This window comes from Roseibium album, assembly GCF_001404515.1.
Classification (GTDB): domain Bacteria; phylum Pseudomonadota; class Alphaproteobacteria; order Rhizobiales; family Stappiaceae; genus Roseibium; species Roseibium album.
The window spans coordinates 1,153,602-1,170,804 of record NZ_CXWE01000001.1 but is presented as its reverse complement, the minus strand read 5'-3'; the positions used below and the strand labels follow the sequence as shown (position 1 = coordinate 1,170,804).

Genomic DNA, 17,203 nt, shown 5'->3' with positions numbered 1-17,203 from the left:
ATTCGAATTTCAGCCGCCATCGTCAGGTAGTTGTTGCCCAGGGAGCCCGGCGAAACATCGCAATAAACGGACGCTACGACGTCTTCTGCGTGCTCGTGCAAGACCACAGCGGCGTGCCCAACAACATTGCGCTGAGGACGAAGCAATGCCGAAAGTCGCACAGCGGTCGGAATTACCAGGTCGCGATAAAAAAATACAATTTGCGCCGGGGACGCGACGGCTTCAGCACCAATGCACCTCAGATCGTCCGACCGGTGGATCGCTGGTAGGAAAAAGGCCGGGGCGGCATCAGCCGCACCGGCAACAGGATTGCAAGGATTTGGTCTCCCGAGAAGTCGGCAATCGTCTTTCTGCTAAAAACGCCGGATCAGCAGGCAACCGAGGAAAGACCGGGAGAGGACAAGATCACGGCCTGCCCAGAACGCGCGGATTGTTGGGCCGCGAGCCCCATTTCAACAGCGCGTCTGCCATCTTCCAGACTGACTTCGGGCGTTTCAATTTCGCCGCGCACCAGTGCCAGGAAGCGCTCATGCTGATAGTAGGTCGAGCCGTTGTGATCACCGGCGTCCAGAAGTGCCGGATCGACCGGAATATCCAGACTGCGCGGACCTTTCGGACTACGGGGCGACACGACCAGCTGTGCGACTGGAGGATCTCCAAGGTCCTCGGGCCAGAACCGGCCAGGTCCGGGCACAAAGGCCTCGATCTTGCCTTCCGGACCGACTGCGACAACCTCTTCCTGATATTTGGCACCTTCCGCGAACATGCAAAGATCCAGCAGCGCACGGGATCCGTTCTCGAAATCGACAATCACGAAACCATTGTCGAGTATGTCCGGCCGCTCGCCGTCATAAACTTCGTCCTTGTGATTGGCATCCTGACCCGCTGACGCCATCACGCGGACAGGTTCCGACTTCATGATCAGACGCATCAGATCGAAGAAATGGCAGCATTTTTCAACAAAAGTGCCGCCTGAATACCGGTTGAACCTGTTCCAGGCGCCCACCTTGTCCAGAAACGGGAACCTGTGCTCGCGGATGGTCAGCATCTTGATGCCGCCCGTGACTTCCCCGGTCCTTGCGATCAGAGCCGCAATCGCGGGCATATAGCGATACTCCATCGCCACCCATATCGGTGCCGGATATGTTGCCTTGAATGTCTCCAGTTCGGCCTGCTCCCTGGGATCGGTAAAGAGCGGCTTTTCCACGAGCAAGGGCAAAGGCCTTTTCTGACGGATTTCCTGCATTTGCGGAACATGGCAATGGTTCGGGCTGGCAATAAGGATGCAGTCCAACTCATCAACGTCCAGCAATTCGGAGACCGAACCCACGAAATTTGCAGCCGGTGCGATTTCCGCTGCCGCTTCAGCCATATGCGTGTCCGGTTCGAAAATGACCGTGACTTCGGTGTCTGGCAGCAGAGCGATATTGCGCAGATGCTCCTGCCCCATCATTCCACATCCGATCACACCGTATCTTACCTTCGCAGGCATTTATGTCTCCTTTTGCGGCCGGTTTCTGCGACCAGCCTATTTCAACCGCTGTACGTAATGTGCCCTGCCCGTGTCGAACCAGGTGCGTGAATATTCGACGGATTCGGGGCGGTCCGCCCAACTGAACCTTTCGATGAAACCCGTGAGCGTGCCGGGTTCCAGGGTGAATTCTTCCGGCGCCCAGTCAGGCACCTTGCCGATCGTAACGCGGTCTTCCGCACGCACGATCCAAAAGCCGAGATGCTTTTGATAGAACCTGTAGAGCGAGTCCGAAAGCAGGTCCCGTTTTACAAATCCGGCATCTCCGTCAAGCCAGATTTCCTCGACCGCGATTATGGTCTCGTTCAGATACCTGAGCCGGCGGATCCGGGTGCCTTCCCCGCTGGTGCCGAAAGCCGGCAGGTCTTCCGGCTTGCGCGTACGCACAGCGTTCAGGATGTCGGCCCGGGGCAACCCGCCGCCGGAAAGCAATTCCAGCCGGAACATCGCATAGATGCTCTCCTGCGTGCCGCCTTGACGTATGTAGTTTCCCGAACCCTGAATGCGCTCGAGTAAGCCCTTTTCCGTAAGATCGGCAAGCGCCTTGCGCAGTGTTCCGATCGAGATACCCAACTCGTCAGCCATGTCGCGCTCAGGCGGAAGCCGCTCGCCGTCAATCAGGCGTCCCGCCGCAATATCCCTGATCAAAAGCTCACTGATCTGCAGATAAAGCGGCAGTGCATTTGAGGACTGCGACGTGGATTGCATGGTGATCGGCGCTCTGTTTTTTAAAATTGATACACTATTGATTTACATCAATGCGGATGATAAGCAAGAAGAAATCGACGGTAAAGTGAAGCTGTTCGAAATCAAATGAAACCTCGCCCATCGAATGCTCGGTCGCAGATGCTGCAGGTTTGAAAATACTGAATGACTAACAATGGGTTGAGCACATGATCGCTTCGGGAATGGCGCTGGATGCTCAGGGGAGTTTTTTATGACAGTTGTCCCAGTGACATCGCCGGATCTCGACGCAGCGGAAGTATCCTGGTTCGCTGCCTTGTGTTCTGACGACTATCAATTCCTGGGCGTCCCGGAAGGCCAATTGCGCTCATCCTGGGACCATTGCTCGACGATCGTCAAAACGGCGGAACAAGAAGGATTTCGCAATATCCTGTGCCCATCTTCCTACCAGGTGGGTCAGGACACGTTGTCGTTCGTCGCCGGTTGCGCACCGATCACCGACAAGATCAACCTTCTTGCAGCCGTTCGCTGCGGTGAAATGCAGCCGATCATGCTTGCCCGTACGATCGCAACGCTCGACCACATGCTGAAAGGCCGCCTTACGGTCAATATCATTTCCTCTGATTTTCCGGGCGAGCAGGCCGACAGCGGGTATCGTTACCAGCGTTCACGCGAGGTCGTCGAAGTCCTGAAACAAGCCTGGACACGAGACGAGATCAACTATGAAGGCGAGGTCTACAACTTTACGGGCCTGACCACCGACCCGGTGAGACCGTATCAGACCGGCGGTCCACTCCTTTATTTCGGAGGTTATTCGCCAGCCGCTCTGGAGCTGTGCGGTCAGCACTGCGACGTCTACCTGATGTGGCCCGAGAAGATTGAAGAACTCGAAGGACGCATGAAGGCTGTCAACACGGTCGCGGAAAAATACGACCGGACGCTCGATTATGGTCTTCGTGTCCACATGATCGTGCGCGACACCGAAAAGGAAGCGCAGGAATACGCCGACTACATTGTCTCGAAACTTGACGACGATCAGGGCACGGCCATCCGCGAGCGCGCGCTCGACGCGAAATCGCTCGGCGTGAGCCACCAGGCCAAAAACCGCGATGTTGCCGACGAGTTCGGTTACATTGAACCCAACCTCTGGACTGGCGTCGGCCGGGCCCGCTCCGGTTGCGGGGCTGCTCTTGTCGGCTCGACCGACCAGGTCATGTCCAAGATCGAGGCTTACCAGAAGATGGGCATCAGAGCCTTCATCTTCTCCGGCTATCCGCATCTGGAAGAAGCGCGGCATTTCGGCAAGCGCGTGCTGCCGAACCTCAAGACCTGTTCGCTTCCCCACGCTTATGGCCGGGTTCCGGCCGAAACACCTGCAACCCCGCTTGGCAATGGAGTCCGCCGCTAATGCAGCGCGTATCGCTTACAGAATCCCTGGAATTTTCCCGCCTCATCTACGGCATGTGGCGGCTCGGTGACGATGCGGACACGACCCCGGCCTACGTGGAACGGAAAATCCAGCTGTGTCTCGATCAGGGGATCACCACGTTCGATCAGGCGGATATCTATGGCGGGTACACTGCGGAAGCGGTTCTCGGCGGTGCGCTCAAAGCCAATCCGGCCCTGCGCAACAAGATGGAGATCGTCACCAAATGTGACATCGTCGCTCCCGTCGGTCGCCATGAGCAGGCAACGGTGAAGTATTACGACACCTCCCGGCAGCATATCGAGAAGTCGGTCGAAACGTCGCTGAGCGACATGGGGATCGACACCATAGATATGCTTCTCATTCACAGACCCGACCCCCTCATGGATCACCATGAGACCGGTGCCGTGCTGGATGACCTGGTCAAGAGCGGCAAGGTCCGGAATGTCGGCGTGTCGAACTTCCGCCCGTGGGACTGGGACCTGTTGCAGTCGGGAATGTCCAACAGGCTCGTGACCAACCAGATCGAGGTCTCGCTGGCTGAAATCACGCCGTTTACAAACGGAGACATTGCCTTTCACCAGCGCCTGGGCACGAATCTGATGGCCTGGTCCCCGCTTGGGGGCGGGGCACTGATCTCCGAAACCGGCAAGCTTGGCGCGGTCATGGACGACGTAGCTGCCGGCTTCAATGTCGACCGGTCTGCCGTCGCCATCGCGTTCCTGCTTACCCATCCGGCAACCCTTCTGCCGGTTCTGGGAACAAACAATCCTGACCGTATCGCAAAGATTTCAGATGCACTGAAAGTCTCGCTTGATCGTGAAACCTGGTACCGGCTCTACGAAGCCGCCCTTGGAAATGAGGTACCCTGATGACCATGCAAAATGCCAATCATCCTGTTACCTTCGCACCGCACACGGACAACACCCGTTTGCTGCGCGACGCGTTCGGCCGATTTGCAACCGGCGTGACTGTCGTCACCACCGGATCGGATGACGGGCCGGTCGGCATCACGGCGAACAGCTTTTCGTCCGTATCGCTCGATCCGCCACTCGTGTTGTGGATGCCGGACAAGGGTTCGCGCCGTTTCCGCTACTTCGAAACCGCCGAAAACTACGCCATCCACGTTCTCAGCCATCACCAGGCTGAAGTGTGCAACGGCTTTGTACGCAATGCGAATGCCTTCGACCAGTTGCCGCACAGGATTGACGAAAACGGCGTGCCGTTGCTCGAGCACTGCCTCGCACGCTTCGAATGCAAACGGTTTGCCGCTTATGAAGGCGGCGATCACCTGATTGTTCTGGGACAGGTCATGCAGGCAGAAATGCGTCATGGGGAGGCGCTGACCTTTTTCGCAGGCAAACTTGGACAAATCGCTCCGAAATGAGAGCAAACGGCAGGACGGGAACCGCCCTGCCGACAGGAAGTAATTAGGGAGGAGCCCGAATGGGGGCATTGCTGGCGGTCCTTGCACCGCTCGCCTTTGTCAATTCGCAGCTATTGCGGATCGGCAGAGCGATAGGCATCGTAGCCGTGGCCTTGATGGTCGTTGCGATCCTGATTCAGGTCGTATTCCGCTATGTATTCAACAACGCGTTGCCCTGGCCAGACGAGGCAGCGCGTTTTTGCATGTTGTGGATGACGGGCCTGATGGCACCAACGGCGTTCCGTCGCGGCGGCTTCGTCGCCATCGACATGCTTGGCCACGCACTTCCTCAGGCTCTGGGCAAGCTGCTTTCCCTGCTCTTGCTCATCGTGTCGCTCCTCGTCCTTGCGATCGCGGTACAGATCGGCTTTGCCGAAGTCACCGGCTTTGGCGGCAAGTTTGCGACAGCGTCACTCTACGTTCCGGGAAATATTACACTGACCGAATGGATCCGTGTGCCCAGAAGCTGGATGATGATGTCCTTGCTCGTCGGTGTCGTTCTGCTGACCCTCGTCAATGTCGAACTCATCTTGCGCAATCTCATTTCTCTTATTGGCGGCAATGACCGACTGCCGGCCATACCCGATGCTGACATGGCGGGAGCGGACTGATGCTTATATGGTTTCTTCCTGTTTTTCTCCTGTTCCTGATGATCGGACTACCGGTCTTTTTCGGCTTGCTGGCGGCTCCCGGCATCCTGCTTTGGCTGAATGGCCAGGAACGCGACATCACGCTGCTCTACCGTAACGTCTACAACGGCATGGACAGTTTTCCTCTCATGGCGATTCCGTTCTTCATGCTCGCAGGCGAGCTGATGAACAAGGGCGGGATCACGACCCGCCTGGTAGAATTCAGCCAGGCACTCATGGGCCACCTGCGCGGCGGCCTTGCACATGTGAATATCCTGTCGTCGATGCTGTTTGCCGGTCTTTCCGGTTCGGCAGTCGCCGACACGTCCGCACTTGGCTCCATGCTTATTCCAGCGATGGAAAAACAGGGGTACACGCGCCGGTTCGCAGCAGCGGTAACAGCAGCGTCGTCTGTTATCGGTCCTATCATCCCGCCGTCCGGCATCATGATCATCTATGCCTATGTCATGGGCGAAAGTGTTGCCGCCCTCTTCCTGGCCGGTATTGTCCCCGGCGTCATGGTCGGCATCGGCCTGATGCTGGTTGTCCGACTGATGGCTGACAAGTACGATCTGCCCAAGGCCCAGCGGATCGTCAATCCCGGTCAGAAAATGGCGCCGGTCGAATACTGGGTGTCGTTCGCATTGCTCAGGATCAATCTCGCATCGCTCCTGCTGGCGCTTGCATTCGGCATTCTCAGTCAGACCTCTCTGGACGTGTCGGGTATCACGACTTTCGTCCTGTTTGTCGTCCTGATTGGAATGTCGCATCTGCTATTGAAGGGTCTGCGCGGCGCAGTGTCCGAAGATTTCCGGATGGTCTGCAAAAAAGCCGTCGTGCCTTTGCAGACACCGATCATCATTCTGGGTGGCATCCTGATCGGTGTCTTCACGCCGACGGAAGCGGCCGCCGTCGCAGTCGCCTATGCGCTGATCATCGGCTTTTTCGTCTTGCACTCCATCAAGGTGAAGGAAGTTCCCGGCATCCTGAACAGGGCTGGCATCACGTCGGCAGTGGTTCTTCTTCTTGTCGGCGCTGCAATGGCCTTCAAGACCGTCGTCAGCCTTAGCCATGCTCCTGAAATCATGGCCGACTTCGTACTTTCGCTTTCCGACAACCCGCTGATCCTGCTGTTCCTGATCAACCTGCTCCTGTTCATTGTCGGAATGTTTCTCGATGCGGGGCCAGCGATCATCATCCTCGGACCGATCCTCGGGCCCATTTTCACATCGATGGGAGTGGATTCGATCCACTTTGCCATCATCATGAGCGTGAACCTGACCATCGGTCTTGCCACGCCGCCAATGGGCCTGGTGCTATTTGTCGCCGCCTCGGTTTCAAAGGAACGGGTTGAAACCATTGCCAAAGCCATTCTGCCGTTTCTGGCGGTAGAAATCGCGGTGATCTTCCTGATCACCTACATACCGGCACTTTCGATGACGATCCCTCGATGGACCGGATTTGCCAACTGATCTTGAGCTTAATATGGGAGGTACCTGATGCTCAAATCTGCTCTGAAAACACTCACCGTCGCGGCGATGCTCGCCGGTTCTTCGCTGAGTGCCGTTGCTGCCGACTATACGCTGCGTGCAACCGCCAATTCCAACGAGAATGACGAAGATTATGATGGCCTTGTGGTCTTCAAGAACTTCGTTGAAGCCGCATCCAACGGAGCAATCGAGGTCGAACTCTTCATCGGAACACAGCTCTGCTCGAATGGTGCTGAATGCCTGCAGGGCGTTGCCGGTGGTGCGATTGACATCTACATCTCCACATCAGGCGGAGCCTCCGGCATCTTCCCGTATGTTCAGGTGCTCGACCTGCCATACATGATGTCCGACGACCGGATCGCCGAACATGTCCTGTCCGGCAACTTCACGCGTACCTTGCGCAACATGGCGCTTGAAGACAGCGACAACACGATCCGTCTGATGACGGTTGGCAACACCGGTGGCTGGCGGAACTTTGCCAACACAAAGCGCCGTGTCGCCAATCCGGCCGACATGGAAGGCCTGAAGATCCGTACCGTTGTGGCCGACCTGCCGCAAGAGCTGGTCAAGTCGCTGGGTGCTTCTCCCACCCCGATCCCGTGGCCTGAGCTGTTCACATCATTCCAGACCGGTGTCGTTGAAGGTTCCAAGAACGGCATCACCGACATCATGGGCATGAAATTCCCCGATGCGGGCCTGCAGTATGTGACGCTCGACGGCCACGCCTACATGGGTGCCCTCTGGTGGATGAGCAACGAACGGTTCCTCGCCATGCCGGAAGACATGCGCCGGGTCGTGGTGGACGGCTTTTATGCTCTCCAGCAAGCAACATTCGCTTCTCCGAAGCGTAAATCCATCCAGGCCTACGAGGACTTCGTTGCCGGCGGCGGCGATCTTTATGTTCCAACGCCGGAACAGAAAGCCGCTTTCAAGGAAGCAGCCGCACCGGTCTACGACTGGTTCAAGGACAATGTCGCACGCGGCGGCGAGATCTTCGGCGCACTGGAAGAAGCCGTTCAGGAAGCTGAAACCTCCGTCAACGGTGCGCGTGACGCCGACCTGAACTAAGCTGTTCTTCAATCAGACACGTCCGGCCAGTTGCCGGACGTGTCAATTTTCGAGTTCGCCTCGACAACTCCGGAAAGACAACAAGCCGATTTTCGGATCCGGGGTTGCAAATGAGCAGGATCTACCGGAACGGGTACATCCAGACCTTGTAGTCATCGACCAGAACATGCGCCTTTTCAATTTCCTCTTTGGTCATTTTCTTCACGACTTCCTCAAGCGAGATCGCCGCATCGGGATCTCCTCCGATGGCGGAAAGCGTGTACCACATGTAAGCGCGAACAAGATCCGGCGCGGGCATTCCCCGGCCGACCTCGTAATACCAGCCGATACCGGATTGCGCGCCCGGATGCCCCTTCATGGCGCTTCTGAGATACCACTCGAAAGCGCGCTGATCGTCCCGCTCCACGCCGAGACCCATTGCATACATCACGCCGATCAGTTCCTCGGCATCCGCGTTGCCGGAACGTGCGGCGGGCCAAAGTTCCTTCCTGGCCTCCTCAAATTGTCCGGCCTCCATCAGATCGCGCGCGTTCTCGATTTCAGCCTGGGCAGGGCCCGCAGCCAGGAAAAGCCCAATCACGGCGGCTTTCAGCATTTTCGTCATTTTTTCCGGTCGTTCTTTCTTGGTGTTCTTCTGGCAGCACCAGCTCATTCCGCGGAGCTGCCCTCCCCGCTGACTGACGATGATTTCATCGCCTTCGACAGGAAACAGGCGGCCCTCGGTCAGCTTCTCTTTTACGACAGGATCCTTTCCGGGAACAGGAATATTGCCTGTTCGACATGTCATCATCCGGTCCTTGGAACAGGAGACGGCCTTTCCCTCGGCATTGGCGAAGGCGGAGAAGGCCTCGGACCGGACCGGACCGCACTTGTCGACGACAACCGAATTAAGAAAAGGATTCCGCGAAATGCGCCAGGCCTCTGGAATCTCGGGGCAAAAGAGCTTCACACGCTTTTCCACGACGGCCGTCTTTCCATTTCCGACGACTATGAAAACGGCTTCAACTCACCGGCGGAGGAATGGCTTCCCGAGGGCCTGAACAGCCTTCTTGCGGCCCAGGCGATTTTTCCGCTTGTTGCCCAGTTCGAAATGGCCGGCAATCCGAAAGAAAACGAGATCGCAGGCGCCGTTCACAACCGGATAGACGCCTCCTGGCCAATTATCGCCAAGCGGGTCCGTGTCATACCCGAATACGGCAAGATGTTTGTCGATGCGTTCGATCACATCGATGAGCCCGAGCAAGTCTCGATTGCCGAGATCGGAAATGCACTTGCAGCCTTCCAGGCGATCGAGTGGACGAGTTTTGACAGTCCGTTCGACCAGTATATTTCCGGCAGGAAGGCCGCACTGACGGATGCGCAAGAGCGCGGCATGGGTCTCTTTTACGGAAAGGGTAATTGCTCCAGCTGCCATTCCGGCAAACTCATGAGTGACCAGGAGTTTCACGCAATCGGCCTGCCCCCCTTCGGACCCGGACGCACGCGGCGTTTCGATCCAATGGTGCGGGATGTCGGCCGCATGGGCGAAAGCGACAGACTGGAAGATGCCTATCGTTTCCGCACACCGATGCTGCGCAATGTCGAGCTGACATCGCCTTATGGCCACAACGGCGCCTACCCGACGCTCGAAGGTATTGTTCGCCACCATCTCGACCCGGACGGAATGCTGGCAAAATGGCAACCGAAAACAGCTGCACTTCCCGACGCACCGTGGCTGGAACCAATCGATTTCGTGGTCTATAAGGATCAGCGTGAAATGGCCAGGCAGGCCCGGCTTCGGGATGTCGAGCGGATTTCACTTTCCGATCAGGAAGTTTCCGATCTCGTCGCGTTTCTCAAGGCGCTCACCGGTACGTCTTCGGTTTCTTCTCCTTCCTTCGGCATCCCCGATAGAGTTCCCAGCGGGCTTCCAGTCGACAGACCCTAAACAGGACAAACATGATCGAAACTTTGAAGACCCGGGCAAACCAGCTTTTTCCCGGTATCGCCATCGCCGGGCTCGTGGCCATTTCGGCTCAGTTTCTGAATGAGCACTACGGCGCACCTGCCATGTTGATGGCGATCCTGCTGGGCATGCCTTTGAATTTCCTCTCGGACGAACAGCGTACCTCGGAAGGCATTGCCTTTGCTGCAAGAACACTCCTGCGGGTCGGCGTTGCGCTTCTGGGCGTGCGCATCAGTATCGAGATGGTGCAGGCACTCGGCCTGCCCTTTCTGCTTCTTGTCATCCTCGGTGTTCTGGCGACCATCGTCTTTTCGCTGATGATCGGAAACCTTTTTGGCAAGGACCGGCTCTTCGCCTTCCTTTCCGGCGGAGCGGTCGCCATTTGCGGTGCATCCGCGGCGATGGCGATCGGCTCGATCCTGCCAAAACGGCAGCATGCGGAACGAGACCTCGCCTTCACGGTAATCACCGTGACGGTCCTGTCCACACTGGCCATGATCGTCTACCCGATTCTGACAAGCAATCTCGGACTTTCCGTTGATGCCACCAGCGTGTTTCTCGGCGGCACCATTCACGACGTTGCCCAGGTGGTGGGTGCCGGATTTTCCGTGTCCGAAGAAACCGGAGATCTGTCCACGCTTGTAAAACTCATCCGCGTGACCCTGCTGGCGCCCATTGTGCTGGTCGCTGCCCTGATCCTGCGCGGCAGCGCCGAGCCAGGTGCAAGCCGTCCGCCGCTGATGCCTGTCTTCGTACTTGCCTTCCTGATCCTGGCGGCCTTCAATTCCTTCGGCCTGGTTCCTGAAACCGCAAAAGACCTTGCGGGCCAGATTTCCCGTTGGGCGCTGCTTGCCGCGATTGCCGCCGTTGGCATGAAGACCTCGATCCCGAAACTCCTGGAAGTCGGTGGTCCTGCAATCTGGATGGTGGTGTCCCAGACAGTGTTCCTTGCTCTGTTCGTGCTCGCGGGGATATGGGTGATCGGGTAGGCTATTTCCTCATCGCCCTAACCGCAGCAGAGCGAAGATTTGGGATTGGGAGTGACATAGCCCCTTGAATCAGCTTTCAAGCAAGGCGGTTATTGGATCCCTGCTTTCGCAGGGATGACAAGGGATGTGAGGACATTTGCGCTTCTTGCTTTTCCCAGGCGATTGTCATCCCGGACACAGCGGAGCGGAGATCCGGGACCCAGTACACCACAGCGTTTCGGATTTCAGCCGGAGGTCTGCGGTTGTTGGTTCCCAAACGGAGCAAATGCCCGCGAAAACGGGTAAAGGGATGACGAGGGAGCACTTTGCCACTCCCTCACTCAAGACCTGCGTGTCTGGTCTGAACATTGCCAATCGCGCCGGAAACCCCACATTGAGGTCAGAAACCCGAAGCGGGGCTTTCCTTGATCCCTTGAGTGTGAAATATAGCTGCGGTCCCCTTCCCGGGAGCGCATCAGCTATCATGCCGCATATGTTTATGCGTTTTGCTCGTGATACAGAAAATTCGAAAGCGTTTGGATGAAAAGCTACATCACAACCCCGATCTATTACGTCAACGGTTCTCCACATATCGGTCATGCTTTCACGTCCATCATGGCCGATATCCTGAAGCGCAACCGCCAGGCACTGGGTTATGAACTGATGCTGTCGACGGGCGTGGACGAGCACGGCCAGAAGAACCAGGAAGCCGCGCAGGAACTGGGTATGCCGGTCGAGGAATATCTCGACATGCGCTGCGCGGAGTTTCGCGACGTTTTCGAAAAACTCGGTGTCGAATTCGACTATTTCGTCCGCACAAGCCGCGAAGGCCACAAGAAAGCCGTCGCGGAGATGGAGCAGCGCATCTTCGACAAGGGACTGATCGTCAAGAAGCAGTATACGGGCACCTACTGCAAGGGCTGCGAGGAGTTCAAGAAGGAGAGCGACCTCACAGAGGACGGACAGTGTCCGCTGCATCCGACCATGCAGGTCGAGCAGACGGACGAAACCAATTACTTTTTGAAAATGGAACCGTTCCGTGTACAGCTCCTGAAACACATCGACGACAATCCGGATTTCGTCCAACCCGAGTCGTTCAGGAACGAGCTGAAGAAAATGCTGGCCGAACCGCTGGAGGATCTGTGCATCTCCCGGCCGAAATCCCGTGTGACCCTCGGCGTGGAATTGCCCTTCGACACGGACTTCGTCACCTATGTCTGGTTTGACGCCCTGGCCAACTACCTGACCAATATCGGCTGGCCGGAAGATGGCTACCAGGACTGGTGGGCGGAGTGCGAGCACATGATCGGCAAGGATATCCTCAAGCCGCACGGTGTCTACTGGCCCCTGATGCTGATGGCCGCTGATCTGCCGCTGCCGAAAAAGCTCTCGGTGCACAGCCACTGGGTCGGCGCCGGCGGGGTCAAGATGTCCAAATCCATCGGCAACACAGTCGATCCGATAGAGGTCATGGACAAGCTCGGCGTTGACGCGTTGCGCTGGTATCTCGCCCGCCACATGCGTGCGGACAGTGACAGCCAGATTTCGGTCGAGCTGATTGCGCAGACTTACGAGAGCGAGCTCAACAACAAGCTTGGCAACCTGCTTTCTCGCGGTGCCAAGTTCGCCAGAAAGAACTTCGACGGAAAACTTCCGGTCAAGGGTCCTCTCACGGCAGAAGACGAGGCTTTGCGTCAAACGGTGCTTGATGCGACCGCAGGCATGGGTGAATGGATAGATCTCGCCGACATTCCGGCGCGGATGCAGTCCATCATCAATGCGGCGGCCGAGATGAACAACTATTTCGACAAGCAGGCTCCCTGGACGCTCTTCAAGTCCGAAGAGACCAGGGACCGCGCGCGAGATGTCGTCTATGTCGGTCTCGATTGCCTGCGTATCGTGATGGAAGCGTTGCAGCAGGTGATCCCGGTGTCGGCCGGCAAGGCCCTTGCCACGCTGAACGTCACCGACATTGCCCGTCCATGGAAACCGGAGCTGGACAGGCTACCGGGCGGCAGTGAACTGGACGAAATCGAGCCGCTTTTTCCGCGGGTTCAGTAAGGCCCCACCCGACAACATGTAAAAGCGCCCCTGCGGGCGCTTTACTTTTTTGATCAAGGCCGATATCCAGCTTCAGTCGCTCAAGACCTTACGCCGCCAGAAACTCCAACCGCTCGTCCAGCCGCGCGGGCGTGATTTCCAGAATTTCGGCACTCACCACGCCTTCGGAAACGAATGGATCTTCTCCGACGAAGACTTCGATTTCCTCTCGGGTCGTGTTGTGAGCGATGATGCCGCCACCCATGTTCGGCTGCAGGCTGCCAACCATCAGAAACAGGCCCTGATCGAAGCCGTCTTTGATCCATGCCTTGTGCCCGTCCATCAGGTCACCGGCACGTGCCTTGTTGTCAGAAAACTTCAGCGTCACGATAAACATTTCATTCTCCCTTGAAACAGAATTGAAGCTCTTTCAGATGCCGGCCAGACCGGGTTGCCGAAGACTGGAACTCGGCGACACCCGTCCGACCCAGTCGAGGATCTGATCCACTTCCCGCCGAACGAAGTCTTCATCCCTGAAGGCCTGCGCCAGTGTTGCAACCCCCTGGCTCCAGCTGAGGACATGAAGCGCCTGAGCCTCAGCGTCAGCGTCGCTGTCAAGTTCCGAAAACTGGCGGGTCAGCCAGTCGCGGAACAATCCCATGATGCGGTTGGCGTTGCCGCTGGAGGCGTGCTCAAGCTTGGCAAGTTCCATCGTCAGCGTCCCGACAGGGCAGCCATAGGCAAATATTTTCGTCTGATTGACGATGAGTATCCGCACGAAACAGGCAATTCGCTCTGCCGGGTTCCCGGACATCTTGTCCCAGTTTCGCAGCATGTCTTCCCGGTCGGACAAACGCTTTTCGATGACCGCGTCGAGGATCTCATCCTTGGTTTTGAAGTGGTAATAGAAGTTTCCGCGCGAAATGCTGACCGATTTCGCGATATCGGCGAACGAGGTTTCGCCAAATCCCTGCGCGTAGAACAGCTCATCCGCCGCATCAATGATCTGCTGCCTGGTGGAGCTGGATTTCATTTTGATTTTCCCGGCACATTTTTCATGTTTGATGTCACTCTAGGACAATTGACCTATTTTTAGTTAGGACAATTGTCCCAAAATGTCAATCAAGTGCGAAACGAGACCGGCAAAGACCTGTTTGCAACACAATTTAGAGACACCCTGCCCGCACATCTCATGGTTGGTGCGCACAACCCCTCACACGTTTGTGAAGTCAACTTCCCAACAATCCTGACAGGCAGTTGTCAGGAACAATTTCTTACTTTCAGCACCATCAAAAGCCGGATGACTCGTTCTGAAGGCGCGAACTTCTGACTGAAAATCAATGAATTGCGGATTAACTACCATGAAACCGGACGTTATGCTTTTTTCAAGCACATGGTGACTTTTGTCACCAAACCATTCTTTCACAGCTGCATGGCGCGTTTTTGCACCGGCATGGTGCAAATCCCAACGTTGGAATTCACGATCCGTCACTTACGTAGAGGCCGCTTGGTGGCAGTCACAGGGCCGGCTCGAGGCGTCAAAGCCGTTGCCTGCGTGGAGGGAAACATATGACCTACCTGGATGAGCGGAGCGAACCGTCTTCCGCTTCGGAACTCCTGGATCTATTTTACGCAACACGAACGCAAACGGAAAAGCTAACCGCCCCACTCAATGACGAAGACCTGGGTCTTCAATCCATGGAAGACGCCAGTCCGCCCAAGTGGCACCTGGCGCATACGACCTGGTTCTTCGAGGAATTCATCCTGAAACCATTCCTGCCCGGTTACCAGCCAAAGGACAACCGTTTCGCAGTTCTCTTCAACTCCTACTATGTTCAGGCCGGCCCCAGACACACGCGCTCACGGCGTGGCCTGTTGTCCCGCCCGACGGTCACGGAAGTCCTTTCCTATCGGGCGCATGTCGAAGATGCATTGCGGGACGGTCTTTCGCGCGGCGGATTCACTCTTGACCCTGACAGGCTGGACGCACTGGTTACACTGGGGTGTCACCATGAAATGCAGCACCAGGAACTGTTGATTACCGACCTCCTGCACGCCCTTTCCTTCAATCCGCTGCTACCGGCCTACATTCCCTCACAACCCGGCGCCGTTACCGCCATACGAGAGCAAGACTGGACATTGCATGCGGGCGGGCTCGTTGAAATCGGCCATGATGGCGACGGCTTTGCCTATGACTGCGAAGGACCGCGGCACAAGGTCTGGCTGGAACCGTACAAGCTTGCCGACCGCCTGGTAACCAACGGCGACTGGATCGCCTTCATGAATGACGGCGGATATGAAACCCAGACGCTCTGGTTGATGGAAGGCTGGGCGGTTCGCGAAAAGAACGGCTGGGATTCTCCCCTCTACTGGTGGCAACAGGACGGCCAATGGTGGACCTACACGCTGCAAGGTCCGCGTCCCGTCGATCTGTCTGCTCCCGTGGTCCATGTCAGCTTTTACGAGGCCGATGCCTTCGCCCGCTGGAGCGGTCGTCGGCTGCCGACAGAAGCGGAATGGGAAGCGGCGGCCGAAGCGACTGAAATCGAAGGAAACTTTCTGGAAAACGGCACACACATACCGCAGGGGCGCCACGCAAGCCTCTGGGGAGATGTCTGGCAGTGGACCAGCAGCGCCTTTTCTCCTTATCCGGGCTTCTCGCCTCCCGATGGCGCCATCGGGGAATACAACGGCAAATTCATGGTGAACCAGATGGTGCTGCGGGGCGGGTCCTGTGCAACCCCGAAGCTTCAGATGCGTTCTTCTTATCGAACCTTTTTCTATCCACAGCAGCGCTGGCAAATGCTGGGGCTCAGACTGGCGGCAGATCAATGACCAAACATGTTCCCCCTGTACGAGCCGACAAAACCTTCAGGTCCGACGTCCTTGCCGGCCTGAAAGCGGCGCGCAAATCCGTCAGCAGCAAATGGCTTTATGATGATGTCGGCTCGCATCTGTTCGAAGCCATAACCGAACTGGACGCCTATTATCCAACCCGAACCGAACTTGGCATCCTGGAGACTGAAATCCGCCAATATTCGCGGCTGCCGGGAGCCCGTGGCGCAATGGTCGAACTCGGCAGCGGCTCCAGCCGGAAGACGAACCTGCTTCTCGGCGCCTTTCCCGACCTTTCGGTCTATATGCCGGTCGATATTTCCGCCAACCATCTGAAAGACGCTGCCGAACGCGTTCGGCGGGCCTACCCGTCACTGGCCGTGATCCCGGTCGCGGCCGATTTCACGCAGCCTCTCGGCAAACTGCCTTTGCTGCCCGAACTGCCCGTGCTGGTCTTTTTTCCCGGCTCGACAATCGGCAATTTCGAACGCGCCGAAGCCACGGCTCTTTTGCGGTCTCTCCGCGAGGCCATGCCTGGCGCAACGATGATTGTCGGCGTTGACCGTCCGAAGGAAGAAGAGGTGCTCCTGGAAGCATATGACGACCCTGCCGGAGTGACTGCGGCCTTCAACCTCAATCTCCTGCAACGGATAAACCGGGAATGCGGGGCAGATTTCGAACTCAATGCCTTTGCGCACAAGGCTATATGGAACGCGGATGAGAGCCGGATCGAAATGCACCTGGAAAGCCTGACCGAACAGTCGGTCACGATCGGCGCGGATACCATCGCTTTCCAGAAGCACGAAACGATCCACACCGAAAATTCCCACAAATACGACGAAGAGGCTTTTTCAGAGATTGCGAACCAGAGCGGCTGGAGGGTCCTGGATCAACATTGCGATGCGCAATCCTGGTTCTCCGTCTACATCCTTCAGTCCGGATAAAGCTGATCAGGCGACCACTGCCCGGATCAACCTGACTGGTTGGGTTCGGGCAGGTTCCATCCCGATCCGTGACCGGCGATCGCAAGACGCAGGGCAAGCCCGGTGCAAAGGCCAGGAGAAACCACGAAACCGGCAACCCGGCCCTGAAAAGCCGATTGGGTCAAAACGAGTTTGGCGTCCGATCCAGACGCAAACCCGGATACGACCGAAGCGACAA

At 57.0% G+C, this 17,203-nt stretch carries 18 protein-coding genes; 11 read left to right on the top strand and 7 right to left on the bottom strand.

What is annotated here, in order from left to right; all coding sequences use genetic code 11:
• Nucleotides 1–367 precede the first annotated feature (367 nt).
• Nucleotides 368–1,492, bottom strand: coding sequence for a Gfo/Idh/MocA family protein (locus LA5095_RS05165; protein ID WP_055112478.1), 1,125 nt, complete (start codon nt 1,490–1,492; stop codon nt 368–370).
• A 36-nt stretch (nt 1,493–1,528) separates the two neighbouring features.
• Nucleotides 1,529–2,239: a GntR family transcriptional regulator gene (locus LA5095_RS05160; RefSeq protein WP_055112476.1), complete on the bottom strand. Its 711-nt coding sequence runs from the start codon at nt 2,237–2,239 to the stop codon at nt 1,529–1,531.
• Nucleotides 2,240–2,468: 229 nt separating this feature from the next.
• Here LA5095_RS05160 and LA5095_RS05155 point away from each other — a divergent pair, with 229 nt between their 5' ends.
• The 6 genes from LA5095_RS05155 to LA5095_RS05130 are packed head-to-tail and all read left to right on the top strand — an operon-like array spanning nt 2,469 to nt 8,254.
• The gene (locus LA5095_RS05155; protein ID WP_055112474.1) at nt 2,469–3,623 is read left to right on the top strand and encodes an LLM class flavin-dependent oxidoreductase; all 1,155 of its coding nucleotides are present in this window, start codon (nt 2,469–2,471) and stop codon (nt 3,621–3,623) included.
• A complete protein-coding gene (locus LA5095_RS05150; RefSeq protein ID WP_055112473.1) occupies nt 3,623–4,513 on the top strand; it encodes an aldo/keto reductase in 891 nt (296 codons plus the stop codon). Before LA5095_RS05155 ends, LA5095_RS05150 begins: the two co-directional genes overlap by 1 nt.
• Nucleotides 4,513–5,028, top strand: coding sequence for a flavin reductase family protein (locus LA5095_RS05145; RefSeq protein WP_055112471.1), 516 nt, complete (start codon nt 4,513–4,515; stop codon nt 5,026–5,028). Before LA5095_RS05150 ends, LA5095_RS05145 begins: the two co-directional genes overlap by 1 nt.
• 59 nt (nt 5,029–5,087) lie before the next feature.
• Nucleotides 5,088–5,678 (top strand): TRAP transporter small permease, encoded by a 591-nt coding sequence (locus tag LA5095_RS05140; protein WP_055112469.1) that lies wholly within the window; start codon nt 5,088–5,090, stop codon nt 5,676–5,678.
• Nucleotides 5,678–7,168: a TRAP transporter large permease gene (locus LA5095_RS05135; RefSeq protein WP_055112467.1), complete on the top strand. Its 1,491-nt coding sequence runs from the start codon at nt 5,678–5,680 to the stop codon at nt 7,166–7,168. Before LA5095_RS05140 ends, LA5095_RS05135 begins: the two co-directional genes overlap by 1 nt.
• Before the next feature lie 27 nt (nt 7,169–7,195).
• Nucleotides 7,196–8,254, top strand: coding sequence for a TRAP transporter substrate-binding protein (locus tag LA5095_RS05130; protein WP_055112465.1), 1,059 nt, complete (start codon nt 7,196–7,198; stop codon nt 8,252–8,254).
• Nucleotides 8,255–8,375: 121 nt separating this feature from the next.
• Here LA5095_RS05130 and LA5095_RS05125 read toward each other — a convergent pair whose 3' ends face one another.
• Nucleotides 8,376–8,771 carry a tetratricopeptide repeat protein gene (locus tag LA5095_RS05125; protein ID WP_235808849.1) on the bottom strand — a complete coding sequence of 132 codons (396 nt, stop codon included), beginning with the start codon at nt 8,769–8,771 and terminating at the stop codon, nt 8,376–8,378.
• Between LA5095_RS05125 and LA5095_RS05120 the strand changes: the two genes are divergently transcribed.
• The 3 genes from LA5095_RS05120 (at nt 8,757) to metG (ending at nt 13,228) form a co-directional block, all read left to right on the top strand.
• On the top strand, nt 8,757–10,181 hold the full coding sequence (locus tag LA5095_RS05120) for a cytochrome-c peroxidase (protein WP_208992541.1): 1,425 nt from the start codon (nt 8,757–8,759) through the stop codon (nt 10,179–10,181). The two genes, LA5095_RS05125 and LA5095_RS05120, sit on opposite strands and share 15 nt — an antisense overlap.
• A gap of 11 nt (nt 10,182–10,192) precedes the next feature.
• Entirely contained in the window at nt 10,193–11,188 is a 996-nt protein-coding gene (locus tag LA5095_RS05115; protein WP_055112462.1) for a YeiH family protein, read from the top strand.
• 519 nt (nt 11,189–11,707) lie between these two features.
• Nucleotides 11,708–13,228 (top strand): methionine--tRNA ligase, encoded by a 1,521-nt coding sequence (gene metG / locus LA5095_RS05110; protein ID WP_055112460.1) that lies wholly within the window; start codon nt 11,708–11,710, stop codon nt 13,226–13,228.
• A gap of 88 nt (nt 13,229–13,316) precedes the next feature.
• Here metG and LA5095_RS05105 read toward each other — a convergent pair whose 3' ends face one another.
• The 3 genes from LA5095_RS05105 to LA5095_RS05095 all read right to left on the bottom strand — a co-directional run bounded on the left by LA5095_RS05105 (nt 13,317) and on the right by LA5095_RS05095 (nt 14,699).
• Complete coding sequence (locus tag LA5095_RS05105) at nt 13,317–13,604, bottom strand: YciI family protein (protein WP_055112458.1); 288 nt, start codon at nt 13,602–13,604, stop codon at nt 13,317–13,319.
• 33 nt (nt 13,605–13,637) lie between these two features.
• Nucleotides 13,638–14,240, bottom strand: a complete 603-nt coding sequence (locus tag LA5095_RS05100; protein ID WP_055112456.1) for a TetR/AcrR family transcriptional regulator — start codon at nt 14,238–14,240, stop codon at nt 13,638–13,640.
• Between the two features lie 180 nt (nt 14,241–14,420).
• The gene (locus LA5095_RS05095; protein WP_144436061.1) at nt 14,421–14,699 is read right to left on the bottom strand and encodes a hypothetical protein; all 279 of its coding nucleotides are present in this window, start codon (nt 14,697–14,699) and stop codon (nt 14,421–14,423) included.
• A 77-nt stretch (nt 14,700–14,776) separates the two neighbouring features.
• On the opposite strand from LA5095_RS05095, the gene egtB reads away from it, so the two are divergent.
• On the top strand, nt 14,777–16,042 hold the full coding sequence (gene egtB, locus LA5095_RS05090) for an ergothioneine biosynthesis protein EgtB (protein ID WP_144436062.1): 1,266 nt from the start codon (nt 14,777–14,779) through the stop codon (nt 16,040–16,042).
• The gene (gene egtD, locus LA5095_RS05085) at nt 16,039–16,986 is read left to right on the top strand and encodes an L-histidine N(alpha)-methyltransferase (protein WP_055112451.1); all 948 of its coding nucleotides are present in this window, start codon (nt 16,039–16,041) and stop codon (nt 16,984–16,986) included. The genes egtB and egtD overlap by 4 nt, the downstream gene beginning before the upstream one ends.
• A 26-nt stretch (nt 16,987–17,012) precedes the next feature.
• On the opposite strand, the gene LA5095_RS32640 is transcribed toward egtD, so the two are convergent.
• A complete protein-coding gene (locus LA5095_RS32640) occupies nt 17,013–17,150 on the bottom strand; it encodes a hypothetical protein (RefSeq protein WP_158510342.1) in 138 nt (45 codons plus the stop codon).
• Nucleotides 17,151–17,203 lie beyond the last annotated feature (53 nt).

Bases quoted from the DNA above. Each gene is read 5' to 3' on its own strand.
- LA5095_RS05160 (WP_055112476.1), bottom strand. From the start codon at position 2,239: ATGCAATCCACGTCGCAGTCCTCAAATGCACTGCCGCTTTATCTGCAG.
- LA5095_RS05155 (WP_055112474.1), top strand. From the start codon at position 2,469: ATGACAGTTGTCCCAGTGACATCGCCGGATCTCGACGCAGCGGAAGTA.
- LA5095_RS05125 (WP_235808849.1), bottom strand. From the start codon at position 8,771: ATGGAGGCCGGACAATTTGAGGAGGCCAGGAAGGAACTTTGGCCCGCC.
- LA5095_RS05100 (WP_055112456.1), bottom strand. From the start codon at position 14,240: ATGAAATCCAGCTCCACCAGGCAGCAGATCATTGATGCGGCGGATGAG.
- egtD (WP_055112451.1), top strand. From the start codon at position 16,039: ATGACCAAACATGTTCCCCCTGTACGAGCCGACAAAACCTTCAGGTCC.
- LA5095_RS05115 (WP_055112462.1), top strand. From the start codon at position 10,193: ATGATCGAAACTTTGAAGACCCGGGCAAACCAGCTTTTTCCCGGTATC.
- LA5095_RS05135 (WP_055112467.1), top strand. From the start codon at position 5,678: ATGCTTATATGGTTTCTTCCTGTTTTTCTCCTGTTCCTGATGATCGGA.
- LA5095_RS05140 (WP_055112469.1), top strand. From the start codon at position 5,088: ATGGGGGCATTGCTGGCGGTCCTTGCACCGCTCGCCTTTGTCAATTCG.
- LA5095_RS05165 (WP_055112478.1), bottom strand. From the start codon at position 1,492: ATGCCTGCGAAGGTAAGATACGGTGTGATCGGATGTGGAATGATGGGG.
- metG (WP_055112460.1), top strand. From the start codon at position 11,708: ATGAAAAGCTACATCACAACCCCGATCTATTACGTCAACGGTTCTCCA.
- LA5095_RS05145 (WP_055112471.1), top strand. From the start codon at position 4,513: ATGACCATGCAAAATGCCAATCATCCTGTTACCTTCGCACCGCACACG.
- egtB (WP_144436062.1), top strand. From the start codon at position 14,777: ATGACCTACCTGGATGAGCGGAGCGAACCGTCTTCCGCTTCGGAACTC.
- LA5095_RS05130 (WP_055112465.1), top strand. From the start codon at position 7,196: ATGCTCAAATCTGCTCTGAAAACACTCACCGTCGCGGCGATGCTCGCC.
- LA5095_RS05105 (WP_055112458.1), bottom strand. From the start codon at position 13,604: ATGTTTATCGTGACGCTGAAGTTTTCTGACAACAAGGCACGTGCCGGT.
- LA5095_RS05150 (WP_055112473.1), top strand. From the start codon at position 3,623: ATGCAGCGCGTATCGCTTACAGAATCCCTGGAATTTTCCCGCCTCATC.